Origin of the sequence: Pseudomonas sp. XWY-1 (assembly GCF_002953115.1) — a bacterium.
Lineage (GTDB): Bacteria > Pseudomonadota > Gammaproteobacteria > Pseudomonadales > Pseudomonadaceae > Aquipseudomonas > Aquipseudomonas alloputida.
On sequence record NZ_CP026332.1, the window covers coordinates 2,695,405 to 2,714,048 of the forward strand.

12 protein-coding genes are annotated in these 18,644 nt (G+C 64.7%); 5 read left to right on the forward strand and 7 right to left on the reverse strand.

Translation table 11 applies throughout. The features are described from left to right. The first annotated feature begins 1 nt into the window (after position 1). The 3 genes from qhpC to PRJ_RS12565 all read left to right on the forward strand — a co-directional run bounded on the left by qhpC (position 2) and on the right by PRJ_RS12565 (position 3,301). Positions 2-325: a quinohemoprotein amine dehydrogenase subunit gamma gene (gene qhpC / locus PRJ_RS12555; protein ID WP_004375838.1), complete on the forward strand. Its 324-nt coding sequence runs from the start codon at positions 2-4 to the stop codon at positions 323-325. A gap of 31 nt (positions 326-356) precedes the next feature. After that, positions 357-1,478 (forward strand): quinohemoprotein amine dehydrogenase subunit beta, encoded by a 1,122-nt coding sequence (peaD, locus tag PRJ_RS12560; protein ID WP_020193817.1) that lies wholly within the window; start codon positions 357-359, stop codon positions 1,476-1,478. Positions 1,479-1,612: 134 nt separating this feature from the next. Continuing rightward, positions 1,613-3,301 (forward strand): fatty acid CoA ligase family protein, encoded by a 1,689-nt coding sequence (locus PRJ_RS12565; RefSeq protein ID WP_104961551.1) that lies wholly within the window; start codon positions 1,613-1,615, stop codon positions 3,299-3,301. Positions 3,302-3,986: 685 nt separating this feature from the next. Here PRJ_RS12565 and mobA read toward each other — a convergent pair. The 3 genes from mobA to PRJ_RS12580 form a co-directional block, all read right to left on the reverse strand. Next, a complete protein-coding gene (gene mobA, locus PRJ_RS12570; protein WP_053870400.1) occupies positions 3,987-4,562 on the reverse strand; it encodes a molybdenum cofactor guanylyltransferase MobA in 576 nt (191 codons plus the stop codon). Positions 4,563-4,623: 61 nt separating this feature from the next. After that, positions 4,624-7,752, reverse strand: a complete 3,129-nt coding sequence (locus PRJ_RS12575; protein WP_104961552.1) for an efflux RND transporter permease subunit — start codon at positions 7,750-7,752, stop codon at positions 4,624-4,626. A gap of 11 nt (positions 7,753-7,763) precedes the next feature. After that, positions 7,764-8,939, reverse strand: coding sequence for an efflux RND transporter periplasmic adaptor subunit (locus PRJ_RS12580; protein ID WP_104961553.1), 1,176 nt, complete (start codon positions 8,937-8,939; stop codon positions 7,764-7,766). 245 nt (positions 8,940-9,184) lie between these two features. On the opposite strand from PRJ_RS12580, the gene PRJ_RS12585 reads away from it, so the two are divergent. Beyond that, positions 9,185-9,886 (forward strand): response regulator transcription factor, encoded by a 702-nt coding sequence (locus tag PRJ_RS12585; RefSeq protein WP_104961554.1) that lies wholly within the window; start codon positions 9,185-9,187, stop codon positions 9,884-9,886. A 6-nt stretch (positions 9,887-9,892) separates the two neighbouring features. Further along, positions 9,893-11,194 carry an ATP-binding protein gene (locus tag PRJ_RS12590; RefSeq protein ID WP_104887717.1) on the forward strand — a complete coding sequence of 434 codons (1,302 nt, stop codon included), beginning with the start codon at positions 9,893-9,895 and terminating at the stop codon, positions 11,192-11,194. 30 nt (positions 11,195-11,224) lie between these two features. Here PRJ_RS12590 and PRJ_RS12595 read toward each other — a convergent pair whose 3' ends face one another. The 4 genes from PRJ_RS12595 to nrfB form a co-directional block, all read right to left on the reverse strand. After that, positions 11,225-12,316, reverse strand: coding sequence for a diguanylate cyclase (locus tag PRJ_RS12595; RefSeq protein ID WP_020193450.1), 1,092 nt, complete (start codon positions 12,314-12,316; stop codon positions 11,225-11,227). A 124-nt stretch (positions 12,317-12,440) separates the two neighbouring features. After that, complete coding sequence (locus PRJ_RS12600; protein WP_104961555.1) at positions 12,441-13,280, reverse strand: DUF4434 family protein; 840 nt, start codon at positions 13,278-13,280, stop codon at positions 12,441-12,443. Continuing rightward, entirely contained in the window at positions 13,280-16,285 is a 3,006-nt protein-coding gene (locus PRJ_RS12605; RefSeq protein ID WP_104961556.1) for a phage receptor, read from the reverse strand. The genes PRJ_RS12600 and PRJ_RS12605 overlap by 1 nt, the downstream gene beginning before the upstream one ends. Then, complete coding sequence (gene nrfB, locus PRJ_RS12610; RefSeq protein WP_020192081.1) at positions 16,282-18,456, reverse strand: cyclic di-3',5'-guanylate-activated glycosyltransferase NrfB; 2,175 nt, start codon at positions 18,454-18,456, stop codon at positions 16,282-16,284. Before nrfB ends, PRJ_RS12605 begins: the two co-directional genes overlap by 4 nt. Positions 18,457-18,644 lie beyond the last annotated feature (188 nt).

Consider the following 18,644-nt stretch of genomic DNA (forward strand, 5'->3'; position numbering starts at 1 on the left):
CATGAAGCACTTGAAGCCCCTGAACAACAAGGCGCGCATCCTGGAGCAGGCCGCCGCCGAAGACCGTGTCGAAGAAGTGATGGCAATGAGCGCGGTGGCAGGCTGCACGGCCACTACCGACCCGGGCTGGGAGGTGGACGCCTTTGGCGGCGTGAGCTCGCTGTGCCAGCCGATGGAGGCTGACCTTTATGGTTGTTCCGACCCTTGCTGGTGGCCGGCCCAGGTGCCGGACATGATGAGCACCTACCAGGACTGGAACGCCCAGGCGTCCAACTCGGCAGAGGACTGGCGCAACCTCGGTACCGTGTTCCCGAAAGACAAGTGACGGCCCAACAAGAATGACAAGGGGAAACCGCATGAAAGCTGGACGCTGCGCGCCATTGGCGCTCACCATCGCCGCCATGGCTTGCGCCGGGCAGGCACAGGCCGACGACACTGGCCCGGCACTGAAGGCTGGCCACGAATACATGATCGTGACCAACTACCCGAACAACCTGCATGTGGTCGATGTGGCCAGTGACACGGTCTACAAGAGCTGCCGGATGCCCGACAAGTTCGGCCCTGGCACCGCAATGATGGCGCCGGACAACCGCACCGCCTACGTGCTCAACAACCATTACGGCGACATCTACGGCATCGACCTGGACACTTGCAAGAACACCTTCCACGCCAACCTGTCCAGCGTAGCCGGTGAAGTCGGCCGGTCGATCTATTCGTTCGCCATCAGCCCAGACGGCAAAGAGGTGTATGCCACGGTCAACCCGACCCAGAGGCTGAACGACCATTACGTGGTCAAACCACCGCGGCTGGAGGTGTTCAGCACCGCTGATGGCCTTCAGGCCAAGCCCGTACGCACCTTCCCGATGCCGCGCCAGGTGTACCTGATGCGCGCCTCCGACGATGGCAGCCTGTACGTTGCCGGGCCGGACATCTACAAGATGGACGTGAAGACCGGCAAGTACACGGTCGCCCTGCCGCTGCGCAACTGGAACCGCAAAGGCTACAGCGCCCCGGACGTGCTGTACTTCTGGCCGCACCAGAGCCCGCGCCATGAGTTCACCATGCTGTACACCATTGCCAGGTTCAAGGATGACAAGCAGGACCCGGCCACCGCCGAACCGCTGTATGGCTACCTGAGCATCGACCTGAAGACCGGCAAGACCCACACCCAGGAGTTCGCCGACCTGACCGAGCTGTACTTCACCGGCCTGCGCTCGCCCAAGGACCCGAACCAGATCTACGGCGTGCTCAACCGCCTGGCCAAGTACGACATCAAACAGCGCAAGCTGATCAAGGCGGCTAATCTGGAGCACACCTACTACTGCGTGACGTTCGACAAGAAGGGCGACAAGCTTTACCTGGGCGGCACCTTCAATGACCTGGCGGTGTTCAACCCGGATACGTTGGAAAAGGTAAAGAACATCAAGTTGCCGGGTGGTGACATGTCTACCACGACGCCGCAGGTGTTCGTTCGCTAAACCGGTCTGTGCTTCTTCGCGGGTAAACCTACAAAGGACGGCGCCACATTTGAGGCCGGTGGAGGTTTTTGTAGGAGCGGGTTTACCCGCGAAGAGGCCAGCACAGAAAACACAAGAACAACAAGAGAACGCCCATGCCCCAGCCAAGCTACACCCAGGGCACCCAGGACAAGCCCCTGCTGACCCAATGCATCGGCGACGCCTTCGACGCCACCGTGGCCCGCTTCCCCGACCGTGAGGCGCTGGTGGTTCACCATCAGGCCCTGCGCTACACGTGGCGGCAACTGGCCGACGCCGTCGACCAGCACGCCCGCGCGCTGATGGCCCTGGGCGTGCAGCCCGGTGACCGTCTTGGCATCTGGGCGCCCAACTGCGCCGAGTGGTGCATTACCCAGTTCGCCAGCGCCAAGGTCGGCGCGATCCTGGTCAACATCAACCCGGCCTACCGCTCCAGCGAACTGGACTATGCCCTTGGCCAGTCCGGCTGCCGCTGGGTGATCTGTGCCGACGCATTCAAGACTTCCGATTACCACGCCATGCTGCAGGGCCTGCTCCCGGGCCTGGCCAGCAGCCAACCGGGTGCGTTGATCTGCGAGCGCTTCCCCGAACTGCGTGGCGTGGTCAGCCTGGCGCTGTCGCCACCGCCGGGGTTTCTGGCCTGGCACGCATTGCAGGCCCGTGCCGAGGCCGTCAGCGGCGAGGCCCTGGCCGCACGCCAGGCACAATTGCGTTGCGACGACCCGATCAACATCCAGTACACCTCAGGCACCACCGGTTTCCCCAAGGGGGCCACCCTTAGCCACAGCAATATCCTCAACAACGGGTACATGGTCGGTGAAAGCCTGGGCCTTACCGAGCACGATCGGCTGGTGGTGCCGGTGCCGCTGTACCACTGCTTCGGCATGGTCATGGCCAACCTTGGCTGCATGACCCACGGCAGCGCACTGATTTACCCCAGCGATGCCTTCGACCCGCTGGCCACGCTGCGCGCAGTGGCGCAGGAAAAAGCCACTGCGCTGTATGGCGTGCCGACCATGTTCATTGCTGAACTGGACCATCCGCAGCGTGGTGAATTCGACCTGTCGAGCCTGCGCACCGGGATCATGGCCGGCGCGACCTGCCCGATCGAGGTGATGCGCCGGGTGATTGGCGAGATGCACATGGCCGAAGTGCAGATTGCCTATGGCATGACCGAGACCAGCCCGGTGTCCTTGCAGACCGGTGCCGCTGACGACCTGGAGCGTCGCGTGACCAGCGTCGGTCGCACCCAGCCCCGGCTGGAGAGCAAGGTGGTGGACGCTGAAGGCAACACTGTTTCGCGTGGTGAGATCGGTGAACTGTGCACCCGCGGCTATAGCGTGATGCTGGGTTACTGGAACAACCCCAAAGCTACCGCCGAGAGCATTGACGTAGAGGGCTGGATGCACACCGGCGACCTGGCGGTGATGGACGAGCAGGGCTATGTGCGTATTGTCGGGCGCAGCAAGGACATGATCATTCGCGGCGGCGAGAACATTTACCCGCGCGAGCTGGAGGAGTTCTTCTTCACCCACCCGGCGGTGGCCGATGTGCAGGTGATTGGCGTGCCCTGCAGCAAGTACGGTGAAGAGATCGTGGCCTGGGTGCGGCTGCACCCGGGGCATGCTGTCAGTGAGGTAGAGTTGCGTGAGTGGGCGAGGGCAAGGATTGCGCACTTCAAGGTGCCCCGGTATTTCCGTTTTGTCGACGAGTTCCCGATGACGGTGACGGGCAAGGTGCAGAAGTTCCGGATGCGCGAGATCAGTGTCGAAGAGCTGAAAGCAACAGCCTTGCCCGAGATTTGAACCGCCTGCGCGCTCGCCCGTAGGAGCGGGTTCACCCGCGAAAGGGCCGGCCCTGCTGGCCAGTATCCCTGGCCATTCACCGTCGCAGCCGCCACCGTATTCGCGGGTAAACCCGCTCCTACGCAGATCGGTGGTGGACACGCATCGGGAGTTGGACCCAGGCCGCCGTAGGAGCGGGTTCACCCGCGAAAGGGCCGGTCCTGCTGGCCAGTATCCCTGGCCATTCACCGTCGCAGCCGCCACCGTATTCGCGGGTAAACCCGCTCCTACGCAGATCGGTGGTGGACACGCATCGGGAGTTGGACCCAGGCCGCCGTAGGAGCGGGTTCACCCGCGAAAGGGCCGGTCCTGCTGGCCAGTATCCCTGGCCATTCACCGTCGCAGCCGCCACCGTATTCGCGGGTAAACCCGCTCCTACGCAGATCGGTGGTGGACACGCATCGGGAGTTGGACCCAGGCCGCCGTAGGAGCGGGTTCACCCGCGAAAGGGCCGGTCCTGCTGGCCAGTATCCCTGGCCATTCACCGTCGCAGCCGCCACCGTATTCGCGGGTAAACCCGCTCCTACGCAGATCGGTGGTGGACACGCATCGGGAGTTGGACACAGGCCGCCGTAGGAGCGGGTTCACCCGCGAAAGGGCAGGCCCTGCTAGCCAGTGAGCTACCTGTGGTAGCGGTGTCATGCCCTCAGTCCTGCAGCCGTTCCGGGCTGTTGAAGTTGCTTAGCCGGCGATCACTCTCGGCGCACTCCAGCCCTTGCACCGCCTCGCGCAGCAAGGCCTTCTGCAAACTCCGCTCACCCGCTGCCCAGGCCTGCTCCAACACCGGCAACACCCGCCTGGGCAGTACGCTGAACATCGGCTGCCAGAAACCACCCTGACGCACCATTGCCGCGCTGTTACCGGCCACTGCCAACCGCAGCAGGCCCTCGATCAATTCGCGATCAACCAGCGGCGCATCGCAAGCCAGCACCACCACCCATGCATGACGTGCCACCCTGAGCCCGGCAATCACCCCCGCCAGCGGCCCGGGGAAGTCGGCTTCTGCATCGCCCACCAACCGGTCGCCGTATGCCTGGTATGCCGCCTGGTTGCGATTGCAGGAAATCACCAGGTCGTCGCTCAGTGGCCGCACCGCTCGATGAACGTGTGCAATCAACGGCTCGCCTTGCCAGTCCACCAGGCCCTTGTCACGGCCGCCCATGCGCTGGCCGCGGCCACCGGCGAGAATGAGGATGGAGCAGGGGGGGAGTGCGTCAGGCATGAAAAAGGGTTCCGGGCAGTCATTGCCGGGAACCCTCCCATTTCACGCGGGGCTTGTCCAGTCAGCTTTCGCGGGGCACGGGTTGCCCGTCGCTGTCATGCGCCTGGCGTCGCCCGGACAGGCGCATCACCACCACGAAGAACACCGGCACGAATACCACCGCCAGGGTGGCGCTGAGCATGCCGCCGATCACCCCGGTGCCAATCGCCTGCTGGCTGGCAGAGCTTGCGCCGCTGGCGATGGCCAGGGGCACCACGCCGAGGATGAACGCCAGCGACGTCATCACGATCGGCCGCAGGCGCAGGCGGGCCGCTTGCACGGCGGCGTCGACGGCGTCTACGCCCTGGTCTACCAGATGCTTGGCGAACTCGATGATCAGGATGGCGTTCTTCGCCGACAGGCCGATCAGGGTAATCAGGCCAACCTTGAAGAACACGTCGTTGGGCATGCCGCGCAAGGTCACCGCCAGCACCGCACCGAGCACACCGAGCGGAACGACCAGCAGCACCGCAGTCGGGATCGACCAGCTTTCGTACAGCGCTGCCAGGCACAGGAACACCACCAGCAGCGACAGCGCCATCAGCAGGGGGGCCTGGCTACCGGACAGCCGCTCCTGCAGTGACAGGCCGGTCCATTCCAGGCCGGTACCGGGCGGTAGCTGCGCCACCAGCCGCTCGACTTCGGCCATGGCCTCGCCCGAGCTGTAGCCGGCGGCTGGCTCGCCTGAGATCGACACCGCCGGGTAACCGTTGTAGCGGGTCAGTTGCACCGGGCCGCTGACCCACCTGGCCTGCACGAACGCACCCAGTGGCACCATCTTGCCGCTGTCGTTGCGCACGTGAATGTTCAGCAAGTCTTCGACCTGGCTGCGCTGGTCACCTTCGGCCTGCACCACCACCCGCTGCATGCGGCCCTGGTTGGGGAAATCGTTGACGTAGCTGGAGCCCACGGCCACGTCCAGCACCGTGCCGATATCGGCAAACGACACACCCAGTGCATTAGCCTGGCGGCGGTCGATTTCCAGCTGCACCTGCGGGCTTTCCGCCAGCGAGGCTTCGCGCACGTTGGTCAGCACCTTGCTTTTGCTGGCGCTTTCGAGCAACTGGTCACGGGCTGCCATCAGCTCGGCGTGGCCCATGCCGCCACGGTCCTGAAGACGAAATTCGAAACCGGTCGACTCACCGAGGCCGTCAATGGGGGGCGGCAGTACCGAATAGGCAATCGCGTCCTTGAGCTGGGTGAAGGCCATGGTCGCGCGGTCAGCGATCGACTGGGCGCTGTCGTCGGCGCCGCGCTCGGACCAGTCCTTGAGGGTGGTGAAGGCCAGCGCCGCGTTCTGCCCGCTACCGGAGAAGCTGAAGCCGAGGATCAAGGTGGTGTTGCCCACACCCGGTTCTTCGGCGTTGTGCGCCTCGATCTGCGCGGCTACCTGTTCGGTGCGCATGCGGCTGGCGCCCGGCGGCAGCTGAATGTCGGTGATGGTGTAGCCCTGGTCTTCGGTAGGCAGGAACGCCGTAGGCAGCTGGCTGAAACCGTAGCCCAGCACCGCCAGCAGCACCGCGTACACCAGCAGGTAGCGGCCGCTGCGCTTGAGCGCCTGCACTACCCAGCGCTGGTAGCCGTTGCTCATGCTTTCGAAGCGGCGATTGAACCAGCCGAAAAAGCCTTTGCGTTCATGGTGCTCGTCCTTGGCCACGGGCTTGAGCAGGGTGGCGCACAATGCCGGGGTCAGGCTGAGGGCGAGAAACGCCGAGAACAGGATCGACACCGCCATCGACAGCGAGAACTGCTGGTAGATCACCCCCACCGAGCCTTGCATGAAGGCCATGGGCAGGAATACCGCCACCAGCACCAGCGTGATGCCGACGATTGCACCGCTGATCTGGCCCATGGCCTTGCGTGTGGCGTCCTTGGGCGGCAAGCCTTCTTCGGCCATGATGCGTTCGACGTTCTCCACCACCACGATGGCATCGTCGACCAGAATACCGATGGCCAGCACCATGCCGAACAGTGTCAGCACATTGACCGAGAAGCCCATGGCCAGCATCACGGCGAAGGTGCCCATCAATGCCACTGGCACGACCAGGGTCGGGATCAGCGTGTAGCGCAGGTTCTGCAGGAACAGGAACATGACTGCGAACACCAGCAGCATGGCCTCGAACAGGGTGTTGATGACCTGCTCGATCGACACCTTGACGAACGGCGAGGTGTCGTAGGGGATGTCGTACTTGACGCCTTCCGGGAAGTAGCGCGCCAGGTCCTGCATCTTCGCCCGTACCAGGGTAGCGGTTTCCATGGCGTTGGCGCCGGGCGACAACTGCACGCTGAAGGCCGTGGCCGGTTTGCCGTTCAGGCGCGTGCCGTACTGGTATTCCTGGGCACCGATTTCAACCCGGGCGACATCCCCGATGGTGACCGTGGAGCCGTCCGGGTTGGCGCGCAGGACAATGGCAGCAAACTCTTCGGGGCTGCTCAACTGGCCTTTGACCACCACGTTGGCGGTGATTTCCTGGGTGCTGCGGCTGGGCAGATCGCCGATGCTGCCAGGGGCGACCTGGGCGTTCTGCGCGGCGATGGCTTCGGCTACATCGTTGGGCGTGAGGTTGAAACCGATCAGCTTGCGCGGGTCGATCCAGATGCGCATGGCCCGTTCGGAGCCATACAACTGGGCCTTGCCGACGCCCTTGAGGCGGCGGATCTCGTCCATCACGTTACGTGCAAGGATATCCGACAGTGCGGTTTCATCGAGCTTGCCGTCTTCGGAGGTGAGGGTCGCCAACAGCAGGAAGCCGGTGGACACTTTCTCCACCTGCAGGCCCTGCTGGGTGACCGGGCGCGGCAGGCGCGACTCGACCACCTTCAGGCGGTTCTGCACGTCGACCTGGGCCAGGTCCGGGTGGGTACCCGGGGCGAAGGTGGCGGTGATGGTGGCGCTGCCCAGGCTGCTCTGCGACTCGAAGTACAGCAGGTTGTCGGCGCCGTTGAGCTCCTGTTCGATCAGGCTGACCACGCTTTCGTCCATGGTCGCCGCCGAGGCGCCCGGGTACACGGCGTAGATTTCCACCTGCGGCGGTGCCACGTTGGGGTACTGGGCCACCGGTAGTTGCGGGATGGCCAGCGCGCCGGCCAGCAGGATGAACAGTGCGACCACCCAGGCGAATACCGGGCGATCGATGAAGAATTGCGGCATGAATCAGGCCCTCACTGGCCGGTATGCTGTGCGATGGGTGGTGCAGCGGGCGTGTTGTCGACCTGCACCTGGTCACCGGCCTTGACGTGCTGCAGGCCCTCGACCACCACCCGCTCACCGGCCGCCAGGCCCTCGCTGACGATCCAGCGGTCACCCTGGGCGCTGCCCAGTACAACCTGGCGGTCGCTGACCCGGGCGTGCTGGTCTACCACCAGCACCTTGGGCACACCGGCGCTGTCGCGCAGGATGGCGCGTTGCGGCACGCTCAGGCCCTTGGGTTGCACCGCTTGCTCCAGGCGTACCCGCACGTAGCTGCCTGGCAGCAGGTCGAGGTCCGGGTTGGGGAACTCGCTGCGCAGGGTGATCTGGTTGGTGCTGGGGTCGACGCTGATGTCGGAGAACAGCAGCTTGCCCGGCAGCGGGTAGGCGCTGCCGTCATCCTGGATCAGCGTGGCGCGTGCCTGGCCGTCGCCCACCTGCTGCAATTCGCCGGCGCGCAGGGCGCGGCGCAGGGCGTTGAGCTCGCGGGTAGACTGGGTGACATCGGCATGGATCGGGTCCAACTGCTGGATGGTCGCCAGCGGGGTGGTTTCGTTTTGCCCGACCAGCGCGCCTTCGGTGACCTGGGCGCGGCCGATTCGGCCGGAGATCGGCGCGGTCACGGTGGCATAGCCGAGGTTCAGCCGGGCGCGCTCCAGCGCCGCCCTGGCTTCGGCCACTTCGGCATCGGCCTGCAGGAAACTGGCCTTGGCGTTGTCGTATTCCTGGCGGCTGACGGCTTTGTCGTCGACCAGCTCGCGGTAGCGCTGCTCTTGCAGGCGCGCCTGGTACCGGGTGGCCTCGGCCTTGGCCAGCGTGGCGCGGGCGCTGTCGTGGTCGGCCTTGAACGGCGCCGGGTCGATCAGGAACAGTACATCACCCCGCTTGACGTCGCTGCCTTCGCGGTACACCCGCTTGAGCACCACACCTGCGACCCGCGCACGCACTTCGGCGGTGCGTGGCGCGAGGATACGGCCGCTGAGTTCACTGCTGATGGCCAGTGGCTGCAGTTGCAGGGTTTCCACGCGCACTTGCGCAGTGGGGGCCGGTTCGTCTGGCTCGGCGCTGTCGCTGCAACCGGCCAGGGACAGGCTCAGGAATGCCATGAGCGCCAACGGGCGCAGGCACGGGGAGAGGGTAGTAGGCATGCGGATCTTCCGATGATGACCGTGTACATGCTAAGGCAGACGCTGCCTGGGCGGCTGTTAATACCTGTAGGGCGAGTGTGAAAAAGTGTGAAGAATGATCCTGTCGAGTGGTTGGGTTCTATATTCTGCATGCGCCTGTGCTGGCCCTTTCGCGGGTGAACCCGCTCCTACGGGGACCTGCAGCAGCGGGTTTACCCGCGAAGCACTCGCCACAGGCTTACTTCAACCCAGACGCCCAAGCACCTATGCCGAACATTTTCCTGGTCGAAGACGACAGCGCCCTGTCCGAGCTGATCGCCAGCTACCTGCAACGCAACGACTTCCATGTCCAGGTGATCGCCCGGGGCGATCATGTGCTGGACGAGTACCGTCGGCAAAGGCCTGACCTGGTCATCCTTGACCTGATGCTGCCGGGCATCGATGGCCTGCAGCTGTGCCGGCTGCTGCGCCAGGAGTCGCAGAGCCTGCCAATCCTCATGCTGACGGCCCGCGACGATAGCCATGACCAGGTGCTAGGCCTGGAAATGGGGGCCGACGACTACGTGACCAAACCCTGTGAGCCACGCGTGCTGCTGGCCCGGGTGCGCACGCTGCTGCGCCGCAGCAGTGTCAACGAACCGCGCCTGGACAACGACCTGATCCTGATTGGTGGCCTGCGTATCGACCTGGCCGAGCGCACGGTGAGTTGGCGCGGCGAGGAGGTGGAACTATCCAGCGGCGAGTACAACCTGCTTGTGGTGCTGGCGCGCAATGCTGGTGAGGTGATGAACCGCGACCGTATCCTGCAACAGCTGCGTGGCATCGAGTTCAATGGCACCGATCGCTCCGTTGACGTGGCCATTTCCAAACTGCGGCGCAAGTTCGACGACAACGCCGGCGAAGCGCGCAAGATCAAGACCGTGTGGGGCAAGGGCTACCTGTTCAGCCGTGTCGAGTGGGAGTGCTGATCGGCCATGCTCAAGATCCTGGTGCGGTTGTACCTGGTGATCATCGTCGCCTACGCCGGTGCATTGCTGTTCATCCCTGACACCATCGTCGGCCTGTTCCGCGACCGGTTCATGGCCTACAACCTGGACCAGGCCAAGGGTGTACAAGCGTTGATCGTGCGCCAGTTCCGCCAGGCCCCGCGCGAGCAGTGGCCAGCGGTGGAGCAGGAACTGGCCAGTGATTTCGCGCCACTGGAACTGCAGCTGCTGCGCAGGGATCAGGCCGGTTTGAGCGATGAGGAGCAGGCGCGCCTGGAGCATGGCCTGTACGCAGTGCGCATTGCCGAGTGGGGCTATTACGAGACGGTGCTGGCGCCGCTGGACAAGGAGTGGCTGGTACGCCTGCATTCCCCGCCAGACCCGCTGGACATCAACGTGCTGTCGTGGGGCGTGACCGTATTGATTGGTGCAGCCATGCTGGGTTGCCTGCTGCTGTGGGTTTGGCCGCACTGGCGTGATCTGGAGCGCCTCAAGGAGACCGCTCGGCGCCTGGGCCAGGGGCAGATGGCCGAGCGTACGCACATTTCGCCTCACTCCAACATTGGTGAACTGGCCGGGGTATTCGACACCATGGCCAGTGACCTGGAACGCCATGTCAACCAGCAGCGTGAACTGCTCAATGCGGTATCGCACGAGTTACGCACGCCACTGACCCGGCTGGACTTCGGCCTGGTGCTGCTGTTCGACGAAGTGCCGCCAGCCAGCCGCAAGCGCCTGCTGGAGCTGGTCGGGCATGTGCGCGAGCTGGATGAACTGGTGCTGGAGCTGCTGTCCTATAGCCGGTTGTACAACGCCGACCAGGCGCGGGAGCGGGTGGAGGTATCGCTGCTGGAGCTGGTCGACAGTGTGCTTGGGGGCTTTGCCGAGGAACTCGATGGCCGGGGTATCCAGTGGGAAGTGCGGGCCGAGGGTGAGTTGCCGCGCTTTGTACTGGACCCGCGACTGACGGCGCGCGCGGTGCAGAACCTGGTGCGCAATGCCATGCGCTATTGCGATGAAAGCCTGTTGCTGCGCTTGCGCCTGGAAGCCGATGGCGCCTGCCTGCTGACGGTGGAGGATGACGGGATTGGCGTCCCTGTGGAGGAGCGCGAGCGGGTGTTCCAGCCGTTCTACCGTCTGGACCGCAGTCGCGATCGCAACACCGGTGGTTTTGGCCTGGGGTTGGCCATCAGCCGGCGGGCGATCGAGGGGCAGGGTGGCACCTTGACCCTGGCGCAGTCGGCGCTGGGTGGGGCGCAGTTCAGGATTCGTTTACCCGCCGGCGGATAGGGGGCGCTGAAATCGCGAGAGACGGCCCTGCTAATCCTGCTCTGCCAGCTCGCTGGACCACGACACAAAGCGGTCCTTGCCAGTGTGCTTGGCTTCATACAATGCCTGGTCGGCGCGGACCAGCGCGGTGGTCAGGCTCTCTCCCCGGTCGACCTTGGCCAGGCCAATGCTGATGGTGACCGGGTGCTCGCCAGCGTCCTCGCGCACGCGCTGGCACAGCGCGGCCACTCGCTGCTCGGCCCCTTGCTGATCCAGCCCTTCGAAGAAGATCGCAAACTCTTCACCTCCCAGCCGGGCAAACGCCTGATCGGCCATGCTTGTCTTGATATGCAGGGCCACGCGCTTGAGCACTTCATCGCCCACGTCATGGCCGAAACGGTCATTGACCCGCTTGAAATTGTCGATATCGATCATGGCCAGGTACTGCCCGGACGTCGCCATCCGCAGCTGGCGGTCGGCCTGGGCCATGAACGAGCGGCGGTTGGGAATGTCGGTCAGGGCATCGACGTAGGCCTGCTCCAGCAACACCTTGGACAGGTAGAAATTGTGCAGCTTGGCCTTGCGGATCTGCAGGTAGCTGTAGCTGACCAGGCCGCTTAGAAACACGGCATAGCTGATCAGCATGGCGCCTTCGAGCGCATGGGGCTCGATGCGGGTGTGGTAGAACGGATTAAGCATCACCCAGGTGATGACCATGGCGCAGAAGAATGACCAGCGCCGCACCGGTAGCACCGACATGGCATACAGCACGGTGGACACCCCGAGCACCAACCACACCGGGCGCAGGGCTATCGGGATGCCTTCGATCACCAGGCGCATGCCTAGGGTGATGACGGTAATGAACAGCAGGTTGAGCACGTCGAAGTGATGGCTGCGGCGGGTGAAATGCAGCACTACGATCAGGCTGCCGAGCAGGGCGATGAACAGGAAGGACAGCCAGGTGAAGCCTTGGTCGCCGAGGAAGCTGACGATCAGGTCGAAGACCAGCCAGATCAGGACGCTGATCGAGAATACCAGCAGGCAGAACGAGCGCATGGACTCGAATTCGTGCTGGCGGAACTCGGCGCGCAGGGCGGCGGGCGCGACCTGCTGGCGTACGTGGGCTTCGATGGTCTTGAACATCGGTGGGCTCCTGAGGCTACTACTTTTTCAGGCTTGGACCTTTCGCGGGTAAACCCGCTCCTACAGGGACCGTACGGTGTGGGGGCCCTGTGGGTTTATCCGCGAAGAGGCCGGCCCTGGTAATTCATTGCTGTGGCAAGATACCTCGGGCCCAGGGCCGGTAGCGCAAGGCAAACACTGCCTCGGCATGGCACCCGCTACCCAGCCGGGGCTCGGCGGGCTCCGCCCGAAACGCCTGCTCCGGCGCGCTCACCTGGCGGAACGCCTCGCGCACCACACCCACCCGGCACGGCAACGCCTGCTCGTAACCCTGACGCACCAACGCCGGCAAACGCCCGGTGCCGGCGCCATCCTGCCACCACACAGTCAAGCCCAAGCCGGCCAGTTGATCCAGCCAGAGGGCATTGACCCGCGGCGTCAGCTTGCCTGTGCTGAAGGCGCTGATATGCAACGGCTTGTCCAACTGGCGGTTGAAGGCCTGCAACTGGCTGTACAGCGCATCGCGCCGTTCGGTCTCGCGCAGATGCTGGTCGTCCAGCTCCATGGGCAGGTACCAGCCGTCCACTGGCAACTGCCAGGCCTGGCGCAGTTGCTGGTACTGGCTGAGCGACCGCCCCAGCTGCGCTTTCCAGTAGCTGTTCAGGCCTTCGCCATCCAGCTCGTCGAGGCGCTGGTAGTAGGCCGGGTCCATGTACAGCCCCAGCACCAGTTGCAGGCCTTCGGCACGCGCCGTGCGCAGGCTGTTGGCCAGCCAGCCTTTGGCTCCGCCGAAATCGCTGTCGCCATAGGCACTCCATTGCACGATCAGGGTTTTGCCACCTTGGGCCGCGGTGGCTTGCCACAGTTGCTGCCACTGGGCGGGTGTGACGCTGGCATCGCGGTTCAGGGGTTGGTAGAACAGGCGCTGGTCAGCGGTGGCCGGTAGGCACAGGGCCAGCAGGCAGAAGGCGATGAGCGTACGCATCAGAAGGTCATCTCCGCACCGACCAGCACACCGTTGGCGCGCTCGTAGAGGTTACCGCCCAGCGATTGCTGGTACTCGGCACGCACTTTCAGCGAGCCGCGGTAGGCGTTGTAGCGGTCGTCGTCGAACCACCATTGCCAGCGCACGCCAACCCCGGCGCGGGCGTCCTGGCGCCAGTCGTTGCTGGGGTCCTGGCTGGAGAACTCGACAAAGCCGTAGGGCATGAGCGTTTGCGGCGAGCTGCCCGGCAGCTTCCAGGCGTGGCCCTGCTGGTAGCGCGACAGCCAGGCATGGTCGCCGGCGCGGGTCCACCAGGCAGCATCGAGGTAGAGGAACCGTTCGTTCCAGTCGTCCTCATCGATGCGCCAATCGTTGCGCCAGCCTCCCTGGTCGAGGAACGAGGCGGTGGCGCGCAGCAGCAGGTCATTGCTCGATTCGGCGTGGTGGCGCAAATCGCCCCAGTTGCCGCCGACCTTGGCCGGGCTCAGCAACTGGCCAAGGCTGAGGCCGCGATAGTGTGCTTCGTCGATCTGCCGCTGGTGGTAAAGCTCGGCATACAGGTTGAGGTTGGACTGGCCGAGCGGCTTGTAGCGCAGGCCGACACCGGTTCCCATGCTCTGGGCATAGTCGGTGCGGCTTTGGCCACCGAACAGTACCCGGCCATACACTGACAGGGTGCTGCCATTGCGGCTGGGCTCCTCGCCCAGGGCATGGTCCCACATGGCCAGCTGCACGTTCTGCGATTGCGCCCGGCGCGAGCTGCCGCTGCGCTGGCCATTGTCGAGAAACTTGTCGTTGGTCGAGGTGCCGGCCGGCGACCAGGTGCTGGCCAGGGTAATGGTGTCGCGCCGTGACAGGCTCTCGTGGGCGCGGCGCTGGCGGTACTTGCGGGCCTCCAGGCTGCCGTATTCGTCATCACCGTCGACCAGGTTCTGCTCTACGTCGAGAATGCGGCGCAGTTCGCGGCGTGCCGCAGCGCTGTCGGCATGTTCGTCGTAGCGCAAGGCGAGTGTTTCGCCAAGGCGGTAGTCCTCGGGGAAGTCGTGAGTGGCGTGTTCAAGGTAGGGGATCGATTGCATGCGCTGAGCCTTGTCTGTCGAGCCAGCCAGGCGCATGCCGTAGTCGGCGCGATAGCGCGGCTGGTTGGGGGCCAGGCGCACGGCTTCGGCCAGCCAGGCGGTGCTCTGCGCACTGTCGCCGGCCAGTTGTGCGGTGCTGGATGCGGCGTAGTAGTGGTCGGGGCGCGGGTTGTGCGCCAGAGCCTGGCGCTGGAAGCCCAGCGCGGCCAGCGGGTCACCTTGGCGCTGGGCGATGGCGGCGCCCAGCGCCCAGTCATCAGCGCTCTGGTGCGCGGCAGCGTCCCAGTAGCGGCGTGCTGCATCGGCGTCGCCTGCATTCAGCGCGCCGCGGGCAGCGGTGATGCGGGCATTATCGGTAAAGGCGCTGTCTGGCAGGCTGCGCCAGATCGGCTGGGCGGTTTCGGAGTCGCCGGCCGCTTCGAGTGCGTAGGCCAGCGGTAGACGGTTGCCAGGGTCGCCCAAACGCTCGGCAGCCTGGTAGTAGACCACCGCCGCACCCGGTTGGTCGGGCATGGCGCAACGGCCGAGGGCGCGGTACTGGCCCGGTTCGCTCGGGGTGGCCGGCACTGCCTGGCGCACGGCATCGCACTGGCCGGCCTCGGCCAGCCGCCCGAGCAACTGGGCGCGGGTGTTGGCGTTGACCCGGGGTATCAGGCCGAGCATGCGGCGGCTGTCCAGGGGCCCGTCGTCACGGGCATACAGGTTGGCCAGACGCTGTAGCAGCGATGGGCCGAGGCGGCCCTGGCGGCGGTCGTAGGCTTGCTCCAGCAAGTGCCGTGCGTGATCGCCGTCGCCCTGTTCGGTCAACAGGAAGGTGGTTTGTTCCAGGGCTGCGAGGTCGCCGGTCTGCCGATAGCGTTGTTCCCATTCTGCGGCGGTGCGCGGCTGCGGGGGCGGCTGCGGGGCGCCATACAGGCGCTGCTTGAGCACGGCATAGGCCCGAGGGTCGGCGCTGGCGGAGCAGGCCTTGAACTGTTCCCGGGCCAGGTCCGGGTCTTGATGCGACAGCCAGTCGACCGTTTCAAGGCAGGGGCGCTGCAGGTCGTTGCTCAGGCGCCGCACCAGCGCTGCATCGTCGCCTTCGCGGGCCAGTTGCCAAAGTTGCTGGCGCTGCTCGGGTTGCTGCAGTTGATCAGGCGGTAGCGACTGCAGCCAGCGTTGGGCCTGCTGGTGGTGGCCGACGGCAATGGCGCGGTTGGCCATGGCCAGCCGTGTCTGGTTGGCCGCTGCGGGGGAGGGGGCGTGGGCCAGCAGCGCAGTCAGGCCCTTTTCGTCGACTTGCTGGATATAGGCATTGGCCAGGCGTTGCCAGTCCTGGGCAGGCAACTGGCCTGTGTCGGCCAGCGGCTGCAGTTGCTCGATGGTTTCTTTCCAGTTGCGCAGCTGTTCGGCGAAGGTGGCCCGGGCCAGGCGCAGGACCTGGCCGTCCCCACCGGGCGGCAGTTGGTTGAGCCAGTCCAGTGCTTTGGCGGCGCCACCAAACTTGGCCAGGCTCAGGCTGTAGGCCTGCCACAGCTGTACCCGGTGGTTGCCGTCGCTGGCGGCCAGCCATTGTTCCACCTGGCTGGCCGGTGGCGGGTCCTGCTCGATCCAGGTCAGGCGCAGCTCCAGCAGCGCGTCGGCATATTCGGGGCTGTCGCCTAGCTGTTCAGCCAGCGCTTGGGCCTCCTTGTAACGGCGCTGGTGGGCCAGGGCTTCGACCAGCAGGGCGCGGGCTTCGTCGTTGTTCGGTACCCGGCCCAGCACATGGCGGGTCAGGCGCTCGACTTCAGCCCAGTTGTCTTTCCTGGCCTCGCGATAGCTGCGGTCCATGAACGGAAAGCTGGTGAACCGCTGGAAGTCGGTCATCGGCGCCGAAGCGGCAACGGGCAGGGCGGCGGAGCACAGCAGCAGGCCAGTGAAAGCAAGGGAAAAACGCGGCTTCATGCCACCTCCCGGGTCAGATCAATCGCCACTTGTTGTTCACTGGCCTGTTCGATCAGGGCCTGCTCCAGCACCTGCCTGGTGATGATGCCGCGGGCAATCAGGTGCTCGCCGAGGCTTTGGTGTTCGGGGTCGAAGTCGATCAACGCCTGGTTGAACAGGGTGACAGGGACCATGCCGCGCACCTGCAGTAGCGCGCCTAGCATGACTTGGTGATGGCTGACCCGCTCCAGCAGCGCTTCGTCGTCCTGGTGGCGTTCAAGCACGGCCAGCATGTCTCGGGTTTCTTGATGCTGCCAGGGGCTTGGGTAGTGGTAGCGAAGGCCCAGCGTGACCCGGCCCTGGGGGGCCAGGCGTGCCTTGACCGGGCGTTTCAGCTGGCGGCTGATCACACCCAGCGACACCTGGCTGACCGGGCTTTCACTGGCTAGGATCAGGGTGTCGCCGTCTTCGTCCACGGGCAGTACGCCGTAATGGGTGGCCAGCTTGCGCGGCAGTTTGGCGATCAGTTGCGGGCTGAGCTTGAACGGGTTCAGCGGTGCCCAGGGCAGGTCCAGTTGTTCGGCCAGGGTGGCCACCAACTGCTCACTGTTCAGCCAGCCACGCAGCAGCAACTCGCGGCCCAGGCGCCGACGAACCGGGCTGGTGATGGCCTGTTGCAACTGTTCGTCGGTGATCAGGCCCTTGGCCACCAGGCGCTGGCCCAGTGGTGTGCGAGCCGGGGTGGCGATGGCGGGGAACTCGTGGGTGGTCTTGTCCCAGGCCACGCGCCGCGAATCGCCCATTTCCATTACCTGGCGCAGTGCACGCAGGTTGGCGAAAAAGTTGACGAAGTTGCTCCACATCATCCGCGGTGCCGACAGCAGGCCCTCGCCGATGCCATAGAAGCGGGTGACGAACCAGGCGCGCTGGAACAGCCGGTTGAGCAGCATCAGGCCGTTCAGCCACAGCAGGGTCGACAGCAACCAGCTGTCGCTGAGGATCGACATGAAGCGCCACGACTCCGGCGCAATCACCGTGACTAGCCACATGGCCAGCAACACCAGCAGTAACAGGTTGACCAGGAAGCTCAGCAGGTAGGCGAACAGCCCGCGGCGGTCACGCCAGAGGAAATAGTTGAGCGCGCCCTTGCGGCTCCAGCCGAGGTTGCTGGTGCCCTGGAACACGATGCCGACGATCCAGCGCGACTTCTGCCGGATGGCATGCTGCCAGTCACGCGGGAAGTGCTCGCGCACGCAGATCACCTGGGAGAATTCCCGGCTCATGCCTGGGCGCCATTCCTGCTTCAGGGTCAGTGCCGGGTCGGTGATGGAGTAGCGGGCGAAAATGCACTTCATGCCTTTTTGCTTCAGGCGAAAGCCGATGTCGTAGTCTTCGGTCAAGCTCTGTACGTCAAAGGCAATGCCGTCGCCGTCCTCGAGCAGTGCGCTGATGGCGCGGCGGCTGAAACAGGTGCCGACGCCGGCACTGGGCACCTGGCCGGTCAGCGCTTCGCGCACGATTACGTCCTTGCCGTGGTTTTCGGCAAACTCGTCGACATAGTGGCCGGCAGTGAAGCCCTTCCACTCCGGTGCGTAGGGATACACCGGGATCTGGATCATGTCCTTGCTTGGCAGCAGGTAGTTGAACAGGCGCAGCTCCATCGGCGAGATCACGTCTTCGGCGTCATGCAGGATGAAACCGGCGAACTCGATGCCGGCGTCCTGCTGGAAGCGCAGCAGCGCGTCGATGATGTTGTTCAGGCAGTCGGCCTTGCTGGTGGGACCGGGGCGGGCGCAGACCACTTTGTGCACGTTGGGGAAGTGCAGGCACACCGCGTCCACGTCAGCCTGGGTTTGCGGGTCGTTGGGGTAGGTGCCGACAAAGATCTGGTAGTTCTCGTAGTCGATGGTCGAAGCGGCCAGGCGCGCCATTTCACCGACCACGCCGACTTCGTTCCAGGCGGGGACCATGATGGCCAAAGGTTTTTCCGGGACTTCGTACAAGCGCTTCTCATCGGCCCTTTCGAACTTGCCGTAGATGCGAAAACGCCGGATCAGCGTGCGCCCCCAATAGCACAGATCGATGAACAGGTCGTCCAGACCCAGCAGGAACATCAACGAGGCAAGGGTGATCGCCAGGAGCTTCAGGCCGAACAGCAGGTAAGTGAGAAAATCGATGAATACCAGGCTCATGTGTCAGCCACCGGCAGGGCAGAGTGGGCCATCGTCTTATCCTCGCTCGTTCCCTCGACGAAGGTGCAGGAGATGTCACTGTCATGTACGGAATAGATACAAGCAGCCGAACGCGGGATTGTCCAAATTTCGGGCTGTTTCTTGCGGGCTGCATCTTGTAGCTTTACAGGTCGTTCATTCAGGGAGCT